The organism is Paenibacillus sp. FSL W8-0186, from assembly GCF_037969765.1.
GTDB classification, from domain to species: domain Bacteria; phylum Bacillota; class Bacilli; order Paenibacillales; family Paenibacillaceae; genus Fontibacillus; species Fontibacillus woosongensis.
In genome coordinates this window covers 5558591-5580305 of record NZ_CP150207.1, presented here as the reverse complement: position 1 = coordinate 5580305, position 21715 = coordinate 5558591, and the positions used below count along the sequence as shown (strand labels likewise).

23 protein-coding genes and 1 pseudogene are annotated in these 21715 nt (G+C 45.1%); 13 read left to right on the top strand and 11 right to left on the bottom strand.

Annotated features, from left to right (window positions below; genetic code table 11):
- Positions 1–28 precede the first annotated feature (28 nt).
- Positions 29–574 carry an XRE family transcriptional regulator gene (locus tag MKX50_RS25030; protein WP_096776293.1) on the top strand — a complete coding sequence of 182 codons (546 nt, stop codon included), beginning with the start codon at positions 29–31 and terminating at the stop codon, positions 572–574.
- A gap of 345 nt (positions 575–919) precedes the next feature.
- Here the strand turns inward: MKX50_RS25030 and MKX50_RS25025 are convergent, their stop codons facing one another.
- Positions 920–1390 (bottom strand): MarR family transcriptional regulator, encoded by a 471-nt coding sequence (locus MKX50_RS25025; RefSeq protein ID WP_213591709.1) that lies wholly within the window; start codon positions 1388–1390, stop codon positions 920–922.
- A gap of 110 nt (positions 1391–1500) precedes the next feature.
- On the opposite strand from MKX50_RS25025, the gene MKX50_RS25020 reads away from it, so the two are divergent.
- From MKX50_RS25020 to MKX50_RS24990, 7 genes are all read left to right on the top strand, one after another.
- On the top strand, positions 1501–2421 hold the full coding sequence (locus MKX50_RS25020; RefSeq protein WP_213591707.1) for an alpha/beta fold hydrolase: 921 nt from the start codon (positions 1501–1503) through the stop codon (positions 2419–2421).
- Between the two features lie 236 nt (positions 2422–2657).
- Positions 2658–3284 carry a type 1 glutamine amidotransferase family protein gene (locus MKX50_RS25015; RefSeq protein WP_339158060.1) on the top strand — a complete coding sequence of 209 codons (627 nt, stop codon included), beginning with the start codon at positions 2658–2660 and terminating at the stop codon, positions 3282–3284.
- 167 nt (positions 3285–3451) lie between these two features.
- Positions 3452–4396: a YafY family protein gene (locus MKX50_RS25010; RefSeq protein WP_244996460.1), complete on the top strand. Its 945-nt coding sequence runs from the start codon at positions 3452–3454 to the stop codon at positions 4394–4396.
- A 192-nt stretch (positions 4397–4588) separates the two neighbouring features.
- Positions 4589–4912, top strand: a complete 324-nt coding sequence (locus MKX50_RS25005) for a DinB family protein (protein WP_339158059.1) — start codon at positions 4589–4591, stop codon at positions 4910–4912.
- 505 nt (positions 4913–5417) lie between these two features.
- Positions 5418–6077, top strand: a complete 660-nt coding sequence (locus MKX50_RS25000; RefSeq protein ID WP_213591702.1) for a TetR/AcrR family transcriptional regulator — start codon at positions 5418–5420, stop codon at positions 6075–6077.
- Positions 6078–6142: 65 nt separating this feature from the next.
- A complete protein-coding gene (locus MKX50_RS24995) occupies positions 6143–6889 on the top strand; it encodes an SDR family oxidoreductase (RefSeq protein WP_339158058.1) in 747 nt (248 codons plus the stop codon).
- A complete protein-coding gene (locus MKX50_RS24990) occupies positions 6867–7694 on the top strand; it encodes an AraC family transcriptional regulator (RefSeq protein WP_213591698.1) in 828 nt (275 codons plus the stop codon). Before MKX50_RS24995 ends, MKX50_RS24990 begins: the two co-directional genes overlap by 23 nt.
- 35 nt (positions 7695–7729) lie before the next feature.
- Here MKX50_RS24990 and MKX50_RS24985 read toward each other — a convergent pair whose 3' ends face one another.
- A complete protein-coding gene (locus MKX50_RS24985; RefSeq protein ID WP_244996458.1) occupies positions 7730–8287 on the bottom strand; it encodes a TetR/AcrR family transcriptional regulator in 558 nt (185 codons plus the stop codon).
- 338 nt (positions 8288–8625) lie between these two features.
- Here MKX50_RS24985 and MKX50_RS24980 point away from each other — a divergent pair, with 338 nt between their 5' ends.
- Positions 8626–9480, top strand: a complete 855-nt coding sequence (locus tag MKX50_RS24980) for an SDR family NAD(P)-dependent oxidoreductase (RefSeq protein ID WP_213591696.1) — start codon at positions 8626–8628, stop codon at positions 9478–9480.
- A 295-nt stretch (positions 9481–9775) separates the two neighbouring features.
- On the opposite strand, the gene MKX50_RS24975 is transcribed toward MKX50_RS24980, so the two are convergent.
- On the bottom strand, positions 9776–11224 hold the full coding sequence (locus tag MKX50_RS24975) for a serine hydrolase domain-containing protein (RefSeq protein ID WP_213591695.1): 1449 nt from the start codon (positions 11222–11224) through the stop codon (positions 9776–9778).
- A 239-nt stretch (positions 11225–11463) separates the two neighbouring features.
- Positions 11464–12375, bottom strand: a complete 912-nt coding sequence (locus MKX50_RS24970) for a YafY family protein (protein ID WP_213591693.1) — start codon at positions 12373–12375, stop codon at positions 11464–11466.
- A 99-nt stretch (positions 12376–12474) separates the two neighbouring features.
- On the opposite strand from MKX50_RS24970, the gene MKX50_RS24965 reads away from it, so the two are divergent.
- On the top strand, positions 12475–12945 hold the full coding sequence (locus tag MKX50_RS24965) for a VOC family protein (protein WP_213591691.1): 471 nt from the start codon (positions 12475–12477) through the stop codon (positions 12943–12945).
- Entirely contained in the window at positions 12935–13504 is a 570-nt protein-coding gene (locus MKX50_RS24960) for a YdeI/OmpD-associated family protein (RefSeq protein WP_213591689.1), read from the top strand. Before MKX50_RS24965 ends, MKX50_RS24960 begins: the two co-directional genes overlap by 11 nt.
- Before the next feature lie 127 nt (positions 13505–13631).
- On the opposite strand, the gene MKX50_RS24955 is transcribed toward MKX50_RS24960, so the two are convergent.
- Complete coding sequence (locus MKX50_RS24955) at positions 13632–14282, bottom strand: nitroreductase family protein (RefSeq protein ID WP_339158057.1); 651 nt, start codon at positions 14280–14282, stop codon at positions 13632–13634.
- 114 nt (positions 14283–14396) lie between these two features.
- Here MKX50_RS24955 and MKX50_RS24950 point away from each other — a divergent pair, with 114 nt between their 5' ends.
- Positions 14397–14762 carry a MerR family transcriptional regulator gene (locus MKX50_RS24950; protein ID WP_244996456.1) on the top strand — a complete coding sequence of 122 codons (366 nt, stop codon included), beginning with the start codon at positions 14397–14399 and terminating at the stop codon, positions 14760–14762.
- 1 nt (position 14763) lies between these two features.
- Here MKX50_RS24950 and MKX50_RS24945 read toward each other — a convergent pair.
- The 5 genes and pseudogenes from MKX50_RS24945 to MKX50_RS24925 all read right to left on the bottom strand — a co-directional run.
- Positions 14764–15280, bottom strand: a pseudogene (locus MKX50_RS24945) (IS4 family transposase); the annotation flags it as partial.
- A 139-nt stretch (positions 15281–15419) separates the two neighbouring features.
- Positions 15420–16454, bottom strand: a complete 1035-nt coding sequence (locus MKX50_RS24940) for an alpha/beta hydrolase (protein ID WP_213591855.1) — start codon at positions 16452–16454, stop codon at positions 15420–15422.
- Between the two features lie 130 nt (positions 16455–16584).
- Complete coding sequence (locus MKX50_RS24935) at positions 16585–17550, bottom strand: type II CAAX endopeptidase family protein (RefSeq protein ID WP_339158056.1); 966 nt, start codon at positions 17548–17550, stop codon at positions 16585–16587.
- 72 nt (positions 17551–17622) lie between these two features.
- Entirely contained in the window at positions 17623–18267 is a 645-nt protein-coding gene (locus tag MKX50_RS24930; RefSeq protein WP_339158055.1) for a response regulator transcription factor, read from the bottom strand.
- Positions 18254–19408 (bottom strand): sensor histidine kinase, encoded by a 1155-nt coding sequence (locus MKX50_RS24925; RefSeq protein WP_213591678.1) that lies wholly within the window; start codon positions 19406–19408, stop codon positions 18254–18256. Before MKX50_RS24925 ends, MKX50_RS24930 begins: the two co-directional genes overlap by 14 nt.
- A gap of 201 nt (positions 19409–19609) precedes the next feature.
- On the opposite strand from MKX50_RS24925, the gene MKX50_RS24920 reads away from it, so the two are divergent.
- Positions 19610–20488 (top strand): CPBP family glutamic-type intramembrane protease, encoded by an 879-nt coding sequence (locus MKX50_RS24920; protein WP_339158054.1) that lies wholly within the window; start codon positions 19610–19612, stop codon positions 20486–20488.
- A gap of 274 nt (positions 20489–20762) precedes the next feature.
- Here MKX50_RS24920 and MKX50_RS24915 read toward each other — a convergent pair whose 3' ends face one another.
- Entirely contained in the window at positions 20763–21371 is a 609-nt protein-coding gene (locus MKX50_RS24915; RefSeq protein WP_213591674.1) for a TetR/AcrR family transcriptional regulator, read from the bottom strand.
- Between the last annotated feature and the right edge of the window lie 344 nt (positions 21372–21715).

The window sequence follows — 21715 nt, the reverse complement described above, 5'->3', positions numbered from 1 at the left end:
ATCATATCGAAATTTAGGAGGTTTGCACATGAATTCGATCGGCGAAGCCATTCGAAGCACGCGAAAAAAACAGAAATTAACGCTTAAGAAGGTAGCTCAAGCAGCCTCTGTATCCTTATCTTTTCTCAGTGAAATTGAACGCGATAAGGCGAATCCGTCCATCAGTGTTCTGAAGCGCATAGCGAATGCATTAAACGTGAATTTTACCGATTTGTTTGGCGAGGAGAAACGAAGCATTGTCGTTAGGAAAAACGAGCGCAAACCTTTGGTGCATTCCGAAGGTTCCCGTATTACCTGGTACGCGCTCAGTCAAGGAAGCAGCAACCGAATGGGACCGATATGGGGAGTGTTGGAAGAAGGAGCGGCTTACGGCGACATTGGCGTCGGCCATAGCGATGGAGAGGAATTTCTATTTGTCCACTCCGGGCGTTTGGAGTTTATGCTGGGCAATGAACGCTACACGCTCGAAGAAGGGGACAGCATCTATTATGATGCCAGAATCCCCCATAGTTATAAGAATATTTGGGAAGGCGAAACGCTGCTAATAGCGGTTGCTACTCCGCCTACTTTTTGACGGAACGGAATTGGAGGTACATCTGTACGAACCGCAGAGGATCATTTATAAAGAACAGCGGAGGGGACCCCCTTTAGTATTTTTCGCAGATGGCCACGTTAAGCTGAACCATACCATAAGTGACGCAAATTGTGACACTTAGTATGGTACAATAAGGTTAATAACAGTTCTGGTAACATTGGGGAGGTATAGCTATGCTACTAGAGAACGAAAGTCTTGATTTTTCTAATATTAATAATAGTGGGCCTAATTTAACTGAAGAAGAGATAAATGAGGCGAAAAATCGGGGTTTTCTTTGCCTGGCTCGGGTTTGGGATAGTTCTTACTCGGCGGGAAAAAATGGGGTCATGGCGTCGGGGTATTACTAGACGCTGCTGACCCATTTTTTGTTCTGTCCGCTAGCTTCGTAATCGACTCAATGTCAAGATCGGTTAACTGATCAAGGAAATGTTTGCGTATGGCCATGGAGACAATGGGCCGGGCATCATCTAATGCTGACTTTCCAATGGGAGTGATGATGACTTGAACACCGCGATCTGCGTCTAATGGCTTCCTCATCACAAGGTTGCGTTTTTCCATTCGCGTCAGATGATGTGACAATCGGCTCTTATCCCAGTCCATAGATTTGGCCAACTCTTGTTGGCGAAGGCTCCCGTTCCCCAAAAGGTCTAACCGATCCAATACCCCATAATCGCCCTCGGATAGTCCGGTGCGCTCGGACATCTCTTTAATTACGCGACCGAAGATGCTTTGAAAGGAGCCTTTCCACTTATACCATAATTGAATTTCTTCATCGTTAAGTTTGTTCTTATCCATGGGTATATCATAGCATGGTTGACGTGACAACTTCAACGTGCTACATTTAAGTTTGGGTTGATGTATCAACCAATCCTTAAATTGAAAAGACCAAGAAAGGAACATCAATTATGAAAATGCACGTAAGTACGTCTTCTCCAGTCATCTCGATAAAGCCGATTGTGCTGTCAGCCCCGGGCCGCGGTGAGAATTTGCAAGTGCGGGTATCGGCGCCAGCGACGGGTAGCCAAGTACCTATTATTATTTTCTCGCAAGGCTTTGGTTGGTCGATGGACAGCTACGGTCCGTTAGTCGACTACTGGGCTGCTCACGGCTTCGTGGTCATTCAACCTACCCATCTTGACTCGAGGACGCTGAATCTTCCTCCTGACGATCCCCGTACACCACTGATCTGGCGTTTCCGCGTCGAAGACCTGAAGCGCATCCTTGACCAACTTGATCTTATTGAAGCTTCCGTTCCAGGCCTCAGCGGACGTCTCGACCGCAACCGAATCGCCGCAGCCGGACACTCCTGGGGAGGCCAAACGGTGAGCATGCTGCTTGGTGCGAGAGTCCTCGATGCCAGTGGCGAACCGGGAGAGGACATGTCCGACTCGCGAATCAAGGCGGGCGTATTGCTTTCCACGACTGGCCTTGGCGGAGCTGATTTGAGTCCGTTCGCGGCAGAGCACTTCCCATTCATGAACCCGAGCTTCTCCGATATGAGGACGCCGACTCTCGTGGTCGCGGGGGATCATGACCAATCCCACCTGTCCAATCGGGGGCCGGACTGGTTCACAGACCCCTACTTCCTGAGCCCGGGCAGAAAGAGCCTGCTCACCCTCTTCGGGGCAGAACATATGCTTGGCGGAATCTCCGGGTACAATGTCGCGGAGACGACGGACGAGAATCCGGAACGAGTTGCTTTGCTCCAGCAGCTCACGTGGTCTTATCTTCGAGAGGCGCTCAATCTCGACGATTCAAGCTGGTTGGCGGCCCGGAAGGATCTGGAGAAGAGTGCCAATCCATTAGGTCGCATCGAATCTAAGTAAGAACCTAAAAGGCATGATCAAAGTAAAGCAAAGTAAGGGCCATCCCGCAAAGGGTGGCCCTAAAACTTGCCGTTACTGACAATAAGCTTCGCTACGTAACCCAGGCCAATATTATCAACTTTAATAGCTTCACTGACAGCAGATGTCAGTGAAGCTATTTTATAATGATGATAATCAATGGTCACCGATGGATAGTTGGTATCACTTGATGAATTGTAAATAAGGAGAACTTGCAAATGAATAATACGGTATATCTTTATGTGTTTGACACAATGGCAGACTGGGAAATAGGTTATGTAACTGCCGAGCTGAACTCGGGAAGATATTATAAAAAGGGGCTGGCCCCATCAAAAATAGTCACCGTTGGAATTGAAAAGACCCCTGTAACTACAATGGGTGGATTGAAAATACTGCCTGACATTAAACTGGATGAGTGCAACATTGAAAGCACAGATATATTGATTTTACCCGGTGGAGATACATGGACAGAATCCATTCACCAGCCCATCTTGAAAATCGCCCAGAGGTGTTTAAAGGATGGTATATTGGTTGCAGCGATTTGTGGTGCTACAATCGGACTTGCCCAGACAGGATTGCTGAATTCACGCCTGCATACAAGCAATGATTTGGAATACCTTAAAATGATCTGTCCCACTTACAAGGGCGAAAAGTATTACAAAATGGAGTCTGTTGTAACTGATGGAACACTGATCACTGCATCTGGAATAGCTCCGTTGGAATTTTCTGTACATGTCTTGAAAGCTCTGGGCGTGATTTCTCCACAAACATTAGATGCCTGGTATAGTCTTAATAAGACTCAAGAACCCAAATATTTCTATGAGTTGATGAATTCAATCCAGTAAAGGTATAAGCATAGGATTGAGGACTTTTCAGAAGTAGAATTGTGGAGCCGTATTCACCTGAGTGTGTAATATCTATTTTTCACATAATTACGCAAAGCTCAAATCAGTTTCATTTTCTTGAGAAAAAGAGGGTGCTTCCGATAGCGAAATGGGATAATATGCTTTCGATGCTTTGGATACTTAGAACCGGAAAGAAGCTCACCGCCACACAGATCGCGGACAGTTTGGAGATCAGCGTTCGCACCGTGTACCGATATATCGACGCATTATGCGCCAGTGGTGTGCCGGTCGTTGCGGAATCGGGCCATGACGGTGGCATTCGTATTTTGGAAAGCTTCAAGGAGACGCCATTGTTCTTCAACTCCTTAGAGGTGAAGGCGCTCGTGGATGCGTTTAAATTTGCGCAAGGCGCTGGTTATCCATATACAGAGGAGCTGGAAAGCGCGCTGAAGAAGGTGGAGAACGGGCTGCATGAAGAGCAGCGCCACGATCTGTCCCATCAGTCGAATGGCTTGGATGTGATCTCTCCGTCGCGTCTACCCTCCGTCGTTCCGTTATTACGTGACCTAGAACAGGCGGCGAAGGACGGGCTAACGGTTCGCATCACCTATCGCAAAGCGAATGCGGAGCAGGACGACGGACGAGAAGTTGATCCGTACGGGTTGGCTTACGACCGAAACGAATGGTACGCTGTCGCGTTCTGCCATCGGTCGCAGGCGGTACGGACGTTCCGCGTGGACCGCATCACGCGGCTGGAGCCGACTGAAGCGCGGTTCGAAAAGCCGGAGCGTTTCTCCGCGGCCATCTATTTCCGCGACCAGTCCGAGCGAGAACGGGAGGCAGACGGACCACTGACGGTCATCCGCATTGAGGGAGAGCCAGACACGCTGAACGCGGTTTGCCGCCACTGGCATATGCGCCACTATTTGACGGAACGGACCGATCGAGAGGTGCGGTTTCTACTCGACGTCCCGACGATGAACAAGCACCTTCCGATGTATCTAATGACATTCGGCACAGCCATTCGCATTCGGGAGCCACTGGAGCTGAAGCGTCGGATCCAGGAAGTGGCATATGGGATCGCCAAACATTATGACGAAGATTCCGATTGAACTTCACTGACAATGGTTGTCAGCGAACCTGGTACACGGTAGAGACAAGGCTGCGTCAGTGGTAGCCAAACGACCGAGTATTCGCTCACCTGGAGCAGCTTCCAGAGGATGTGTTCCATGTGGAAGTAACGAGCGTGTTTCCGTCCGTATCACAAACATTTGGGCACATGTAATTGTTCGAACAGCTCTATAATGTCTGTGCTAGCGGGAGTTCCGAACAAGGATATTGTTCTGAAGATGCCGGGCTGGGCGGAGGAAGCGCAGGGCAGAACCGTTGACGAGATGCGTCGATTGTTCTCAGGCGCCGCCGAACAGTTCCGTGATTTGCTGGGGCGGACGCCTGACCCGGACAAGACAATGACGATTGAGCATCCGAAGTACGGTTGTCTTGATACGCATTTCTCCGACATCCTGCGGCATGTGGTCAACCACAGGACGTATCACAGGGGCAATGTGACCGCGATGCTGAGGCAGCAAGGATATGCCGGGTCCCAACCGATTATATATTTTATTTGATGGAACGACAGGTAGGTCAGCGGTATATATTGAATATTCTAAGGCAGTGAAAGGCACCCAACTCGGGTGCCTTTCGATTTCGCTCTATAGACGATCGGTGAACCGTACCATAAGTGACGGCGAAAAATTGGGGTGTTGGGAAATTGAAACTGTATCGTTTCAAGGGAGGTAGTCAATGAACAAAACAGATCGATTGTTGGCCATCGTGCCCGAATGGCTGAACTTGTCGAACTAGACGAACGATTTCCGGATCGACGATGTCGAAGCCGAATATGTGCCGCAAAGGAGGATATTGGGCAGAAAAAGGGGCCGCCACACACTTAGAAGGCTTTTTCCACTTTGCTAAAGATGGAGTGGGCCTTTTTTCAAGGTCTGGCTGAGTCGATTAGCGCGGTACACTTCAAAGCACAGTTGTGGCCGATAGCCCTTTTACACTTGACAAATGAATTGTACCAATTCATAATCTAACTAGTTAGTTATAAAATAAATGGAGATGTTCACCATCATGCAAAAAAAGAAAAGGACCTATGATGCAGCCAGAACAAAAGAAATGATTCTTGACGCTGCAGAGAATATGTTTGCAGAATATGGGTATGCCGCTACTCGTATTGATGCGATAGCAAGCTTGTCTGGATACAACAAAAGCCTTATATATCAGTATTTTAATGACAAGTTGGGGTTATACACCGGTGTGATTGAACGGGCTGATCGGATAGGTAATACCGTTTTTGAAGGTTTGTTAGGTGACTCCTTAGCAGACCCGACAACGACATCAGATCCGTCAAAATTTCGACAGATGCTTGGAGACGTCATACGGAACTCGTTTCAATTTTTATTGGATCACCCAAGATATTTAAAAATTTATTTATGGGAAGCTGCGGAGGAATGGAGAGTGTGGAAATCTATTGCATACTCGCCTGACGATATTATCCTGTTTCGCCAACTTGCCGAATCTGCAAAAGAAAACGGTTTGTTGCGCAAGGATATTGAACCGATCATGGTGCCGATTGTACTCATGAATCTAGTCATTCCATTTGTACAATCCTATCGCCGGATTAGCGAAATGTTGCCCGAAGGAAGTCAATCAATGATATCACTGGAACAATACAAAGAACAGTTAGTCCTTATCGTTGTTTATGGATTGATGGAGCCATCCGCGTTGTAGAACGGGGGCTTTTAAATCTTTAAATATAAATAACTAGTTAGATTAATTAGAGAGGAGCCTTGAATATGAAAAGATTTCAGGACAAAGTTGTTATTGTAACAGGAGGAGCAGGCGGAATTGGAGAGGCCACAGCACGATTGTTCGCAGAAGAAGGAGCCAAGGTGGTCATTGCCGATTATTCTGAGAGGGGCAAGGAAGTGGCTCGAGAGATCGATGGAATAGGTCTGGATAGTTTTTTTATACAAACGGATGTTACTAGTGAAGAGTCGGTCATGCAAATGGTGGAAACTACGGTTGGCCGGTACGGTAGGCTGGATGTGCTTTTTGCCAATGCAGGAGTGGCAAGTGATGGACCGACAGACCAAGTTGATTATGAGGTTTGGCAAAAAACCATCGAGGTGAATTTATCAGGTGTATTCCTGTGCAACAAACATGCGATCAAGCAAATGCTGGCTCAGGGCGATGGAGGGGCGATTGTCAATTGCGGGTCTGTTCATAGTTTCGTTGGGAAAGCGCGTGTATCGGCGTATGCTTCAGCTAAGGGGGGCGTCCATATGCTGACAAGATCATCGGCAGCGGCGTATGCAGCTGAAGGCATACGCGTAAATACGGTTTGCCCAGGTTATATTGAGACATCTCTAATCAGCGGATTACCAGAAGAAATGCTACGGTATTTGCAGGCACAACATCCGATAGGAAGACTGGGTACAGCTGAAGAGGTAGGGAGGGCGGTTTTATTTTTAGCAAGCAGGGATGCCTCATATATTACAGGAGCCAGTTTGCTGGTGGATGGTGGATATACGGCTATATAAACTAGTCACAGCCTACAGCAGGGCTTTTAAAACAGGTTTTGGTTTATTCCAAGAGAATTTGCTAAACTCATTATTAATCAGGGGGGATGATTGTAGAATGAATATGTCTAGAGAAACTGAGATCGAACAATTAAAAAATAGGAGAAGAGAATTATTTGACCAAAATGTACTGAACATACTCAATGGTCAAGTAATGTATGAGGAGTTTAAAAATAACAAGCTTATGGGAGATGCTGATTATGCACCGTTCAATGAAGCAATGTGTGTAAATGCGACGACGGCATCTATTTTCGATTATGCATTTATTCAAACAAGAGCGGCAGGACATGGTGAGTCTGAAGAAAGTTACAGGAACAAGGTAATAACGCCCTTAAATCATCTGTTTGAGAAAAGCTATGATTATATTGTTTTATGGTTTGGGGAGGATATGTTTTGTCAGATGAATCTTCTAACGATCCTTGCCTATCTTGAACAGTCTCAGTATAAAGGTCAAGTTTTCCTTAATAGCTTTAGAGAGGATGAATTTAAAGTAAGTCAAACGGAGCTTACTTTAGGCAACTATGGTTCCGTCTATAAGGAAGTATTAGTCCATCATATGAAACTAACGAAAGAAGTACCACGAGTGATGTATCAGGCTATAGAGTTATTCTTAGAAATGCAGACAGAAAATAATAGGGTCAGAAAATATATTATAAATCATAAACATTTACCTTCGACCGAATTGCTTAAGCGATTATTCGAGGTTTTTCCAGCATTAGGATATGGGGATTCACAATATTTGAAGTTCATCGATCAAATATTGTGAACCGTATCATAAGTGACGCCGAAATTGTTGCTGTTTCAATCCACGCAACAAAACGAGTTCTCATACAACTCATAAACGGCGAGCAGCTGCTCCGCAAGGCTTATCTCAGCGTTTGTCATCCATTTATTATATGCCATGTGAAAAATTTCGACTGCAAATCGCGCGGCCAGCTCCGACAGATTGCTATCATATTTGGCAGATAACGAGCTTGTGATAGACGCAATGAGCACTTGCCCCTTCAATAGCTCTCGTTCCTGCAGATCAGAGTTGCTTTGAATAATTTGATTCCGGGCTAGTACCCTCTCTCGCGAGCTTTCGAAAAACTCGGAATTCGATACAAAGCCTTCAACCGCTAGCTTCAGCGGTTTTGTCTCAATGTTTAAATTGTCAGTGATAAAAGCCGCGACCCACTGCCCCAGCTCATTGTTCGTGTCAAAAAGCACGTCCGACTTGTCCTTGAACTGACGGAAAAAAGTTCGCTCCGTCACCCCCGCAAGACTCGCAATCTCCTGTACAGTCGTGTTTTCATAGCCCTTTTCCATAAATAATTTAACGGCCGCCGCCTGTAATTTTTCTTTGCTTTTCATTTTCATTTTCATCATTCCTATTTATGTGGTTAATGGAATAAAAATTAAATAGTCAGTCTCTGACATTTTTTCTTGACAATAAAAAACCCGCAGGTATACAATAATTTCAAATGTCAGTTTATGACACTATTTTATCAAAAAGAGGGTGAATACACAATGAAAATAACAGTACTCGGCTCACTTAGCCATACTAATCGTTACTACTTATCGCTGACGGACACGACTAGGCTTCCACGAACACACTGCTAACCGTCTTCGCCGGAATGAGCCACCTATTACCACCTAGGCAGAGTCAAACTTGTAGGTTCGCGAAGGTTTTTACTGTTGCATATAAGGGGGAGACGATGAACGAAACACGGACGGATATTGAAAACAGAGTATTTTTAATTTCTGGGGGAACATCCGGAGTAGGAAAAGCAATCGCAACGGGACTAGCCAGACTTGGCGCCAAGGTCGTGATCATCAGCAGAAGTGCGGAGCGTGGGCAAGCTGCATTAAAGGATATTTCGGAAGCCACAGGCAACAACAGGGGAGAGTGGGTGGCGGCAGATCTTTCCCTACAGTCATCGATCCGGGAAGTCAGCGACGTATACAAGCGGAAGTATGATCAATTGCACGTGCTTATAAATGCTTGTGGTGCAGTCTATTTTAAGAAGGAATTGACGGCTGAGGGGATTGATCGTATGTTCGCGGTCAATGTGCATAGTCATTATCTGCTGACTAACCAGTTGCTCGACATTCTCCAAGAAAGCGGTCCTGCGCGCGTCATCACAGTGTCGGGTAACCCTAGATTTATGAAGAATCCCATCATTAACTTCGATGATATTCAAATGGAGCACCAGTATAACACGATGCGTGCAACCAGCCAGTCGCTGTTCGCCAGGACATTATTTGCTTTCGAATTGGCAAAGCGTTTGGAAGGAACGGGAGTGACCTCCAATGCTTTTTACCCGGGATTTGTGAAATCCAATCTTGCGAGGAACGCGCCTTGGTATTTGAGGGTCGCTGCACCTCTCATGAACGCAAGTGCAAAGCAGAAATGCGAGATCGGGGTTTATCTGGCGTCTGCGAAAGAAATAGAGCGCGCAAATGGCGTGTTCTTCGATGATAAGAAGCAGATCGTACCGATTCATACCAAGTTTGAGGATGGAGCGGGAAAGAAACTGTGGACCTTGTGCGAAGGGCTGACAAATTACTAACCGAGCCGCTTGTCCAGCGATTAAGAATACTTTGTTAATATCTGATATATTAACAAACCTCTCGAAAACAAGAGTACAGTTGCAAATCCTTCCTTTGTCTACCGGTACACTTTAATAGGAGTCTGTCTTTCAAGGGGATGAAACATAGAAAATTCGCCGTTACAGACAGCGCGGTAAACCGTACCATAAGTGACGGCGAAAAATAGGGGGTGCCTGGCACTTCCTTTTTGCTGATATTTGTTCACTCATTAAAAGAAATCTTCGCGTTTTTTCAATAAGCGAACGAATGAAATGCTTATTTTCGGAGCGAGGCATTATATCGGTGAGTGTATACAAACCATGTAATGCTTGCTGTTAATAATGCCGACGAAATCAAAGCTGTAAGAACACTATATGTTCGCCAAACAAGTATCGTTGACCAATCTAATGCACAGCACATTATAAACTGGACAATCGTAGCAACCAGCAAAATAGCTGTTACGATTATTCGCCTTTTTGTCATAGGCTGCCGCTCATTCGTTTTCCTTTTGCGTAATCCTAGGAGAAAGAACAGAACAGCCAATAGGCAAAGAATAATTGTGGTAGACGACAAAATGATATCCAAAAGCTGTGTGCCGCTTATTCTATATGACTGCGTCAGATTGCCGTCTAATATATCTTTAATTTTTAGTACCATGCTTCTATTGATATTTGCGCCGTTGGTCAGCAAACAGATGGCTATTCGTTCATTTGGCAGTATGACCACTTCGGTTCCGAAATTGGGATTGCCCCCTGGGTGCTCTATAATCGTTTGGTTGGCGTTTACCGACCAGCCCGCCGCATAATACATTTCGTTGACAGCCGGAACAGACATATCAGCTTGATGTGATTTTTCGATAACCGTATGGAATATTTCGGGTATGTCCTGCACAATACCCATCTGTATGCCCATCCAACGCGCCATATCTTTTGTACTAGAAATGATGTAGCCTGCGGGTTTGTTCCCGGAATAATCTGGCGCGTTATACGGAGTTGTCATAAAAAAGGAAGAACGGTAGCCCTGTGCCAACTGTCCGGTGGCTTGAGCATCTTCTTTATAAACATACGTCTGGTGAAGACCCAACGGCTGAAATACCTGTTCCCTCATAAAGTCTTCATAGCTTTGTCCCGACACAATCTCAATAACTAGACCTAATACGTCATAATTAACAGTTCCGTAATTATACTGCTCACCAGGATAGAACGACAATTCAGAATCTACGAGCATTTCTACGGTTTTTTGCAACATATCCGGCGTATTGCCTTGTGGAATGTTTTGACTGTGACTGCCATTTGTTAAGCCGCTAGTATGGTGTAAAAAGTTATTGAGCGTAATACTTTGCATATCAACGTGTTTCCCCTGATACTTTAACGTAAACCAAGGCAGATATTTCTGTATAGGGTCTGACATTGACAGCAGTCCTTGTTCTTCCATCAGCAGAATACCCATGCCGGTAAAAGCTTTACTTACCGAAGCCAGCTCATATAGAGTATTTTCACTTGCCGGCAGTCCCTTTTCACGATCTGCGTACCCGGAAGAAAAGAAGAGCACTTCATTGTTCGCAAGTATTGAGATTGATATTCCCGGTACACCTGATATACGGCTTGCATCATCCAACAATGTTTGTATTGAATCAGATTGCGAATCTGATAATGCATAACTTGGTGTTGCGAATCCGGTGAACAGTATAAGTAATGCAATCATAAAGACAATTTTTTTTTTCATAGTCTCTCCATTCCGAAAAAACTCCCGTACGGAAAATATAAATAATCCGCAGTACGCCTTATTCCCCTAAAGTGTAATAGGATATATATTATGGAGCTTATTATTGCAAAATCTTACTGTATGTGAAGAATCATATGATATAAAAAGTTAGATTGCTACCATAATCCTCTACTTACTACGAACTATTTTACTAGGAACACACATGTGGAATCGGTCATATATGCCAAGAAGAGACCTTATCAAGAATAGTTCTCCATTATTTGATATAAATAATTTCGAAAGTCTTCAACATAAGTTTTGGGTTCTACAACTTTTAGATGAGTGCCAAAGCTCGCTAAGAATTGAAATCCCGTAGGGTTTTGGGGGACATAAATGGTTGCTAATAAAAATCCAGAACGATGATCTTCAATACTCCTTCGACCATACCTTTCAATGATTTGATCCCTTATGCTTGGCGATATCCATGCCTTAATTGCGACGAGTTGCGGTAGATAACTTACTTCGTGTCCTTGCGCTGACCAATCGTCTCTAGGGTGAAACGCATGTTCATCTACAGCAATATGATCAATCCGAGATAATTTGAATGTTCGATATCCCTGTCGATGTAAACAGAATCCTTTCAAGTACCAACTCGATTCGCTAAAATGCAGCTCATAGGGTTCGACCCTTCTATTCGTTACAGCCCCGTTTTTGTCCGTATAATCAAACGAAAGTAGCCTTTTCTTTAAAATGGATTCTTGACACGTCTTTAAGGTTTCAAGAATTTCGGACCGACCTTCCCAATCATAAAACGACAGTTGAATGGAACGATTCAGAGACAATGGACTGACCATGGCCTCTATTTTTTTAATTGTTCTTTCAACTTCTTCCGTAAGGAGGATTTGTTCCAATCCGCTGAGCGCAGTCAATATATTCTCTAAATCGGAGCTGCTTAACAGCCGTTTATCAACCTTGTATTCATCCATGATGCCGTAGCCGCCATTCACCCCATGAACAGAGTAGATTGGGATGTTCGATAAGCTCAATACTTCCATATCGCGAAGGATCGTTCGTTTGGAAACATTGAATAGTTGTGAGAATTCCTTAGCAGAAACAATCTCTTTTTTCAGCAAGATCATGATAATCGAAATAAGTCTCTCCACTTTATCCATAATTGCCCTCTTTTTTCTACATGATTTCAGAATGGTGACACTAAGCTGTCACCTTTTATCCATTATACTACATGTATCACAAGAAGGAGGTTTTGCTTAATGTCAGCGATCGCGTATTTGAATTTTGATGGGGTTACGGAACAAGCGATAGATTTTTATTCAGAGGCCTTACAGGCAACTGAAGTGAAAAAGGTTAGATACAAGAACTTCCCGCAAGATCCGAGCTACCCTCTATCCAAAGCCGAGTTGAATATGATTATGGAATCTTCGATCGAATTCGCGGGCGGGAAAATCATGATGTCGGATTTGCTGCCTTCCATGAAGAGCGTGACGGGTGAGTTGATGAAAGGAAACAATGTATGGATCAGTTTAGTCTATGAGGATAAACAAAAACTGGAGATTTACTTTAATCATCTATCGGCAGACGGTCATGTGATCATGCCGTTATCCAATACTCCGTGGTCATCCTGCTTCGGAATGCTGGTGGATAGGTTTGGGGTTTGCTGGAAGTTTAATAGTGACGCCGATAGGTTTCTTGATCAAGTGATTTTGAGCAGCCATGGAAATTGAAAGGTTGCTGCCGGCAAAATCGAGAAAAGATCTTCGGATTTGGCTGCAGGAAAACGGTAGGACTGAAAAGTCATGCTGGGTCTTGGTTTGTATGAGGCCTATTCCAGATAAGGTGTTATATTTGGACGCAGTTGAGGAAGCGCTGTGCTTTGGATGGATCGATGGAGTCAAAAAGAAAATTTCCGAAACAGAGTTGGCTCAGAGGCTTTCTCCTAGGAGCAAAAAGAGCTCATGGACGGAATTGAACAAAGAACGCGTCCGCCGCCTTGAAAAGTTAGGCATGATGACAGAAGAAGGAAGAAGGGTATTGCCTGATCTGGATCCCCGATCATTTAGAATAGATGAGGTGATTGAGCAGCGGATAAAAGAGGATCAGCAAGTATATGATCACTTCAGGGCATTTCCGAATCTATATAGAAGGGTTCGGATTGACACGATACAAAGTGCCAAGAATCAACCGGAATTGTTTAGGAGCAGATTAGATAAATTCATAACGAACACGAGAGCAAACAAAATGTACGGTCAATGGAATGATTTTGGACGTCTGCTCGATTATTAAGATGCTTTATAATATTCAAATAAGCATTTGGCGGCCATAGGGCCGCCATTCGTTTGAATTGTCTCTGCGGGCATGAATACTCGAGGAAACCGCGAAGCACTAGGACTTCGCGTTGCTAAAAGTCCGATCATGCCCAAGTGGTAATCGTATCTACTGGTAATCGGTAGGAAGGATAGCCTTCTTTGCTCGCTTTACCGATCGAAAGCAGCATGACCGGCTGGAACCGCTCCTTGTCCAAGTGAAAGACCTCCGCGATTCGATCCTTGTCATAACCCGCCATTGGGTTGGTGTCATAGCCGTGGGCGCGAGCTACAAGCATTAGTTGCATGGACACAAGGCCCGAGTCCAACATGTTTATATCGCGCAAGGCGGATGGAGTCAGGCTTGCATAATACGGCCTTGCCTGTTGCAATTGCATATCCTTGATGTCCTGAGGCATGTAGCCAAGTTCTACTGCTTTATTAAAAATTTCGTCCATATATTCAATATTGTTGGAGTCATAAAACACCGCAATAACAGCCGAGGATGTCAAAACCTGTGTCTGGTTGAAGGAGGCCAGTGATGCGAGTTTTTCTTTGCCTTCGAGGCTATCGATCACAAGGAAACGCCAGGGTTGCATGTTAATGGCAGATGGGGCGCGGGAAGCTTTCGCTAAGATCTCGGTCATTTCTTCCCGACTGATTTTCACTTCGGGATCGTAAACTTTAACGGAGCGACGTTCCAGTGCAATTTTGTTGAAATCGTTTGTTTTCTGGTAGTTGCCTGTAAGGATGCTCATACATGTTTCTCTCCTTTTTCGGTTGAGTTTGGAAATGATGTTGTTCACCAGTACCACTAAGATGGTAAACTATAAAGTACACTTTATAGCAAGCGCTAAGACTGGGGGATGGTCATGAGGATAAGTGAAGTAGCGAAAAGTATGGATCTCCCGATTTCAACGATCCGTTATTATGAGCAAATAGGCATTATCACGGATGAATATGTATTGAGGGATCAAAATAACTATCGGATTTATGCGACAGACATCATTCATCATCTGAATGTTGTAAAGCATTGTTTGGCAGTTGGCTTTTCACTTCAGGATATTAAATCAATGATCTCGAAAAACGGAATGTCGAAGGAAGAGCATGTAAGCCTGATACAAATGAAAATTGCGGAAATTGAAGCTGCTCAAAAAAAATTAGATGAATCCAAGCAAAACCTGTATGACATTCTCAAGTTGGACATTACTTGCGAAAAGGGTTTCGGAAAATATTAACTCAACTTTCGCAACATGAAATAGGCAGATATGCCTTGATGTAATTGGGCAAACCAGCGATCCATTGCTGTAATTGACGTTGAATAATTGTTGTCACCAGCTCTCGAAACAATTTCATTGATCATATCGACCAATTGCTGACGAGCAACTGCCCAATCGATTGTACCAACTTCAACGCAAAGCAAATAAAACAGTCCGCCAAAAGATCGCTGATCCGTACTCTGCCGGTGCTGCCAAGCAAGCAGGATGTAACGTGAAAAAACAATTGTCGTATGGCTCACGAGCAAATCGTACGACCGGCCCTGAAACTCTTTCTGGAGGCGTAACAACGATTTGGTGCACTTGAATAAGACCTCAATATCCCAGCGCATATGATAATTTCGGAGGATATCCTGGGCGGTTAGAGTCAGATCGGTTGAGAGAATAGCAAGCCATTCGTTCTTCTTGGAACGGTGACGAACGAATATAATCGTCACCGGGATACCAGGTGTAAGCTCAGTTTGAATTTGACGAAGGATGTTGCTGTCACGCTCCGTTTGTCAAATAAAAAGCCGCTCCTGGAAGGAACGGCTTCGATTTTTATACTGAATTATTATACAAATAGAACAGTTGTAGCACTTCGGAAAATTGCTGCAACCATAAAACTGACCTTTCGCACTATTGTTGAACGAATGAATCCACCATCCACTTGGAAAATGTCTCTTTCTCTTCAAATTGTGGATAATGAGCAGATTGCTCGTATATTATAAATTCCTTTGAACTCGCCTCAATTTGATCGAAGTATGCTTTGGCCGATTTTGCGGAAGTCATGTAATCATACTGTCCCATGAGAAAATATACTGGTATCTCAAGTTTCGTAACGATTGTAGGCAGAGGCTCTGCAAGGGCTTGCCGAATTAAAATGCCTTGTGAGTAAGCTGCACCACGGTTATAACGGATGCGATCTAATAAGTTATACTCAGGTCCAAACCATAACCCATGTTCCATATCCGCCTCAGCATCGATCAGTCTTGCGGCACCTCCATATTTGTGAACATATTGGCGAGGTACTAACGCAGTGCCGTTTCGGACTTGTTCGGTTAACCCTTGCAAATATTGAACGTCGGTCGTATTACCGCTTTGTTTCGCTTGATCAATCACATAATTCATACTATCCCATTCGCTATCAACAATACTAGACACCTGTCCGATGCCAATATAGGCTTCGTATTTATCAGGAGCTTGCTGTGCCGCCTGTATGCCAATATACGTTCCGGAGGAATGTCCCACGAGGATGACCTTCTCTTGATTCAAACGAGCCGAAATGTAATCCGTCAAAATCAATAAATCCTCCACTAATAGATCCGTCGAAAGATTGGAATAGTCCTCTCCAAAGTGATAAGATTTTCCGCTGGCTCGTTGGTCATATCGGACAACCGTAAAGTCCTTCTCCAGCAGGTCTTGGTACTTGGTGGCATAGGGGATTTCTGAAACCGCCGGACCTCCGTGTACAAAAATAACAATCGGATTGCTCTTATCCTGACCTCGTATCAGAAGTTCATGACCTGTGCCATTAATTTCGACTTGCTCAAGTATGCTTATGCTGTTTTTGCCCTCTATCTTGGGAGTCCAAGTGGGAAAAAACAACGCTAACCCAACAAGCAATATAATAGCTGCCCCCGAATATACCAACATCCTTCTTACCTTTTTGATAATCTCACCTCATTAACAAGAGTAGTTTTATTAACTCAACTTTCGCAACATGAAATAGGCAGATATGCCTTGATGTAACGTGAAAAAACAATTGTCGGGTAGTTGATCGAGAGGTGCGAAAGTTGAGATATTAAATATAAGGCTTTTCAGACGACGATACCCGATTCCGTGCAGCGCCAATCAGCATGGGAATGGCAATCAGAAGGCTGATCATAACCGGAACGATAGAGCCCTCGAGTCCAAAATCTCCCCCTGTGAGAATGGCTGCACCGTTCACTTTCACAGTAAACAGACCCGCTGAAGAGTGTCCGGAAACAGGAATACCAAGTAAAGCCTCAAGTGCATTCCAGGCAAAATGCAGCCCCATGGCAAACCATAGGTTCCGTCGCCACAAGAATGCGGCTCCAAGCAGAATACCTGCTTCTATGGTAATGGCAAACGCGCTCCATAGGGTTGCCCCTGTATTCCCAAGATGGGCTACTCCAAAGAATAGTGAGGTTATAGCAAGTGCGACCCCGTTTCCCGCCAACTTACTAATTGCTTGAAGCATAAGCCCGCGAAAGATAAGCTCCTCAATAATAGCTGCGCTTAAAGCTGGTGTAACTGAGGATATTAGAACAGAACCCGTGTCCGCAGTACTCGCCCACTGAAAGGAATAACCTCCCGCAGCAACAATAATAGAAGTGGACACTGTAATAAAAATGGCTCCAGTTAGTAGTCCCATGCCAGCTTCAATTCCTGCGTGTTTTCTTGTAATCTCAGGAATTGACCGACGAGCCAGGTATTTCATCGTCAGCCTATAGACGATGATGGCCACAATCCCAGCCGTTAGTGTCAAAAGAAGAGAAGCAACTCCCCGTGCTTGCTCTGCTAATGGCCGGAATAGAGCATCCGCAAGAATAATGCCGATGGTCCCCACAATCATCCAGACGATTGGAAAGCGCCAAAATAGATTCCATTTACTTATTTCCCCACCAATATGCTGCTTCTCTTTAAGTGCAGACATTTTCTTCATGTCCTGCTCAGCCTCCTCTATTACTTGATAGACATGAGTATAGGCTGAAAAAGTCATAAAGAGAAAGTACGCTTTGGTCATGATTTGGTCATATGAACATGCTCAAAAAGCTGGCGACTATTATAAGTTGCCAGCTTCTTGGGTATCGGCTTCTTAGTGATCCATGAATCCTGAATCTCGGGCTTTACGAATAGCCTCCCGCCTTCCCCTCACATTAAGCTTCGAATAAATCGTTGAGATGTAATTTTTAACCGTTCCTTCACTTAGAAACAGCGCCTCAGCAATGTCTTGATTGCGCAAGCCAGAAGCCAGCTTATGCAGCACTTCAATTTCACGAGCGCTCAGCCCGTATTCATTACTTATCGTGGCGGGGCCATTGTTCATACTTTTGATCATTTTTCTCGCCATCTCCTGCGTGATTAGAGTCCCTCCCGCCTGAACCACCCGTATGCCTGCCGCCAGGTCTCTTGGATGAATGGCTTTGAGGAGATAACCTTCCGCTCCATGGCTTAACGCCGCTAACACATATTCTACTTCTTTATAGGAGGTCAGCATGATGACTTTGGTTGCCGGCATTCGCTCTTTAATCAGGGCCGTTGCGGCGACGCCGTCCATGACGGGCATGTTGACATCCATCAACACTATATCCGGTTTAAACTGCTCGCAGCCCTTTAGGGCTTCTTCTCCATTTTTGGCTAAACCGACAATTTCCAAATCCTCTTCCATGGACAGCACAATGTGTAAGCTCTCGAGAATTAACTCTTGATCATCCGCAAGCAGCACCTTAATCTTCACCATGCGGCATCACTCCTTTCAACGGGATTTCGCATCTAACCTTGGTAATCATCGGAATTCCCTTCCCGGATGATAGGTGCAGGCTGCCTCCCAACCGCTCAACCCGATGTTTCATCGTGGTCAAGCCGAAACCATAATGGAGCTTGTCGATCGGTGTGCCGTTATTTTGAACGGTCAATTGCAGGTGGCTCTCGAAAAATGTAAGCTCCAGATGCAGTTGAGATGCTTTTCCGTGTTTTAGTGCATTTGTAAAAGACTCCTGTATGACCCGTAGGACCGCTTGCCGTACTTCAAAACGTATGGACCGCTCTGTCTCCGGCAGACTCAAAGTCAGGGCTGTACCCGTGTGCTCCCGGAAACGGACCGCAAGGGATTCAACCTGTCGGATCAGACTGGATTCCTCTTCTTCTCCCATCTCGTGTACAATGTTTCTCATATCGTCCAGATTTGTCTCAGCCAAAGCCCTTAAGCGAATTAACCGGTCTTTGGCCTCGGCAGGTTTGCTATCCATAAGGGCAATAGAAGCATCAAGGCTCAGGATGAGTGAGATAAAGGAATGACCCAGCGTATCATGAAGCTCCTTGGACATGCGGTTGCGTTCTTCAAGCAAAGTCATCTTCTCAATCTCAGCTGCGTAGTGGGTTAACAGTTTGTTTTGCTGTTCCACTTCGGCAACCAGTTCATTTTTCTGATAATACGCATTGGCTACGAAGCTAGCCCAGATGCCGATGAAGCAGAATAACAGATTGTCTGTTCCGATACTAATGGTTTGTTCCCAAGATAATCTTAAATAAGACTGAAAGGTAAAAGGAATTAAAGTAACTGCGGGAATGATCCAGAGCGTTTGCTTAGTCAATAAGTACCCCATTGTAAGACTCGGCAATAAGTAGTCAGCTTTTGAAGTCAGATCCGGATGAATGACAGAATTCACATAATAAGAACCGCCAAGCAACAACTCCAATATGCAAAACCAGACTTTGTTCATCCGGCGCCCAGGAAACCAGAACAGCAAAGGGACGACAAGGGCTATGCTCAGCCAGATTACGTTAAATAACGTTCGGGTCGAAAACTCACTTCCTGCCAGAACCCGGAACAATAGCAAAATATAATGGTATAAACGAAGAGCGAATATACCCCAATCCATGAAAGATAATATTTTTTTTATATCGTCATCCCACTTTCCTAGAAAAATAAACCAGCATCAGTGAATCCAGTGTATCATTATCGTTTTCCTCCAACAATTGCAGCAAAGCGAATACAAATACTTGTTTAAGAATCTCTCATTCATGACTTGACACTGACCTATACTGGAGGGTTTATAGTCAGAGTGTAGGGGGGATCACAAATGAAAAAATGGATGAACAGGGAATTCGAGAAGGACGTACATTATAGTAAAGGGCTAACCGTCGTATTTCTAGGCTGGGCGTCTATGGTAATTGGACTCTTTACAGCGACCTTGATAGGACAACAGATAGAACAAGCGGGCGGCCCAATTTGGGTTTCACAAATAACCCGAGGTTTAGTCGTCTCAATAATAGTTGTTTCTTTGGTATTCTGGATACAAAGACGCTACCGCATTCAGCTAAGGTTGATACCACTGTCCGGAGCCGGTATGTTCCATTTGGTGGGTGGAGCGGTGCTTCCTTTATTGTTGGTAGTTTGTGGTTTTATTGCAGCTAGTCAGTTGAAATGGATTGACATTGTGGAGTGGCATTTCTCGTTGCAGCTATTTTTCAGCATTTTTGTTAATGTATGCTTTGCTTTTCTATACGAAGCACTACCTGAGGAATTGACTATGCGCGGCTTGGTCTATAGTGGCTTGCGGGCAAAACTCCCTGCTTTCTTGGCTTATGTAGGACAACTCCTGCTGTTCGTGTCTGTCCCAGTGACGGTAAATTTATTACAGCAGCTTATTGGCATGGAACCTGGAGTTGTGATCAATACAGACTATGTCATTCTGTTGCTTGCCTTCGGAACAGTACTGCAACTGTTACGCAGTGTTACAGATTCTCTGTGGGCATCTATAGGATTTCATCTTGGTTACTTAGAGATATCGAGATTTATGGTCGCGCAGAACGATCTGCGTCTGTTAACGTATTCTGAGCGTTATGAAGGTACTGGCAACCTTTTTATATTATTTACAATGGTGATCTTGGGCGGAATTCTCGCCGTAGGAGCACTTTACCTCTGGCAGAGAGCGAGGCGGAAGAAAGCAGAACCGTGAAAGGGCGGGAGTTAAGATTGTATACTGTAGGACAGTATGCTTCATTGTTATTTAATGGCGAGAACAACTTGGTGATAAGTATTGGGAATACATTGCTCTGGAGGATGGTCAGTCACCTCGAGTACGGGATGTCTACGGAAGTGATGCGTTATATTGAAAAAATTTTGGAGCGATGGGGTTAGAATGAGGCGGCCCCAGCAAAACAAAAAGGCTTCCCTTACCGGGAGCCTTTTCGTATTTCCTTGCTAAGCTAGTGAATGGTTTCTAGTCCGTATTAGGATGACTTTCTGGAGGACGAATTGCTGGTAGGCCAAGAGGAGAGAGCCTGCTCAGCAACAGCCTCTAGCATATTGCGACTGAAGCCGGCCTTGGCTTGAACGGCCATACCGTGGAGCACGGCCATCACGAATGCAGCTAGCACAGCACAGTTCGCGGTCTCCGGCAGATCTCCCTCCTGCTTTGCCCGCTCGAAACGATCACGCAGCGAAGCCTCGCCTTTCGCACGCGCATCGATCAGTGCACGTCGAATAGGTTCGGCATCATCCGAGCCAGCCAAGCCACCGTGGACATATAGACACCCCTTGTGATCCGGGTAACGAGTCTGCAATTCGGCCGAACCGCGAAAAATGTGTGCGACCACCTCACGCGAGGTCGGCAGCTCCAGCGCCGCCAGGAAGAAATCATGATAGCGCTCGTAATAGCGTTCAATAACTCGGAGGAACAACGCCTCCTTGTTCCCAAACGCCGAGTAGAGCGCGGGGCGTTCGACACCCGTGGCCTGCGTCAGGTCAGTGTACGACGCGCCCTCGTAGCCTTTGCGCCAAAACACGCAAAGTGCTGCGTCCAATGCCTGATCCACATCGAATTCACGGTTACGTCCCATCAGTCAGATCACCTCAACTTTTATATAACGTTCGATATTAAAACGGTTCTTATCCCAATTTTCATTTCATACTTCACGTTATCATAACATACGTTACAGAATGCTGCCAATCCATCGGTCTAGTACCTGCCTCAGCGCACGATTAGCAAAATACTTGGCCGTCTGGATCTGGTATTACGTATCAGGCGCCATACCTGACCTGCGCTGAGGGCCTATCTCGCCAGAGTGCGCTGCATCATCCTAACGTGTCGCCGCCTGGAGCTCTTGCTATGGAACGAATGACAGTGTGCACAGAAATGTATAACACAACATAAAATAATGATCGGTATGGTATTGACAATTTG

Excerpts from the sequence above, each read along its gene's own strand:
- MKX50_RS25030 (WP_096776293.1), top strand. The coding sequence starts at position 29 with ATGAATTCGATCGGCGAAGCCATTCGAAGCACGCGAAAAAAACAGAAA.
- MKX50_RS25025 (WP_213591709.1), bottom strand. The coding sequence starts at position 1,390 with ATGGATAAGAACAAACTTAACGATGAAGAAATTCAATTATGGTATAAG.
- MKX50_RS25020 (WP_213591707.1), top strand. The coding sequence starts at position 1,501 with ATGAAAATGCACGTAAGTACGTCTTCTCCAGTCATCTCGATAAAGCCG.
- MKX50_RS25015 (WP_339158060.1), top strand. The coding sequence starts at position 2,658 with ATGAATAATACGGTATATCTTTATGTGTTTGACACAATGGCAGACTGG.
- MKX50_RS25010 (WP_244996460.1), top strand. The coding sequence starts at position 3,452 with ATGCTTTGGATACTTAGAACCGGAAAGAAGCTCACCGCCACACAGATC.
- MKX50_RS25005 (WP_339158059.1), top strand. The coding sequence starts at position 4,589 with ATGTCTGTGCTAGCGGGAGTTCCGAACAAGGATATTGTTCTGAAGATG.
- MKX50_RS25000 (WP_213591702.1), top strand. The coding sequence starts at position 5,418 with ATGCAAAAAAAGAAAAGGACCTATGATGCAGCCAGAACAAAAGAAATG.
- MKX50_RS24995 (WP_339158058.1), top strand. The coding sequence starts at position 6,143 with ATGAAAAGATTTCAGGACAAAGTTGTTATTGTAACAGGAGGAGCAGGC.
- MKX50_RS24990 (WP_213591698.1), top strand. The coding sequence starts at position 6,867 with ATGGTGGATATACGGCTATATAAACTAGTCACAGCCTACAGCAGGGCT.
- MKX50_RS24985 (WP_244996458.1), bottom strand. The coding sequence starts at position 8,287 with ATGAAAATGAAAAGCAAAGAAAAATTACAGGCGGCGGCCGTTAAATTA.
- MKX50_RS24980 (WP_213591696.1), top strand. The coding sequence starts at position 8,626 with ATGAACGAAACACGGACGGATATTGAAAACAGAGTATTTTTAATTTCT.
- MKX50_RS24975 (WP_213591695.1), bottom strand. The coding sequence starts at position 11,224 with ATGAAAAAAAAAATTGTCTTTATGATTGCATTACTTATACTGTTCACC.
- MKX50_RS24970 (WP_213591693.1), bottom strand. The coding sequence starts at position 12,375 with ATGGATAAAGTGGAGAGACTTATTTCGATTATCATGATCTTGCTGAAA.
- MKX50_RS24965 (WP_213591691.1), top strand. The coding sequence starts at position 12,475 with ATGTCAGCGATCGCGTATTTGAATTTTGATGGGGTTACGGAACAAGCG.
- MKX50_RS24960 (WP_213591689.1), top strand. The coding sequence starts at position 12,935 with ATGGAAATTGAAAGGTTGCTGCCGGCAAAATCGAGAAAAGATCTTCGG.
- MKX50_RS24955 (WP_339158057.1), bottom strand. The coding sequence starts at position 14,282 with ATGAGCATCCTTACAGGCAACTACCAGAAAACAAACGATTTCAACAAA.
- MKX50_RS24950 (WP_244996456.1), top strand. The coding sequence starts at position 14,397 with ATGAGGATAAGTGAAGTAGCGAAAAGTATGGATCTCCCGATTTCAACG.
- MKX50_RS24935 (WP_339158056.1), bottom strand. The coding sequence starts at position 17,550 with ATGACCAAAGCGTACTTTCTCTTTATGACTTTTTCAGCCTATACTCAT.
- MKX50_RS24930 (WP_339158055.1), bottom strand. The coding sequence starts at position 18,267 with ATGGTGAAGATTAAGGTGCTGCTTGCGGATGATCAAGAGTTAATTCTC.
- MKX50_RS24925 (WP_213591678.1), bottom strand. The coding sequence starts at position 19,408 with ATGGATTGGGGTATATTCGCTCTTCGTTTATACCATTATATTTTGCTA.
- MKX50_RS24920 (WP_339158054.1), top strand. The coding sequence starts at position 19,610 with ATGAAAAAATGGATGAACAGGGAATTCGAGAAGGACGTACATTATAGT.
- MKX50_RS24915 (WP_213591674.1), bottom strand. The coding sequence starts at position 21,371 with ATGGGACGTAACCGTGAATTCGATGTGGATCAGGCATTGGACGCAGCA.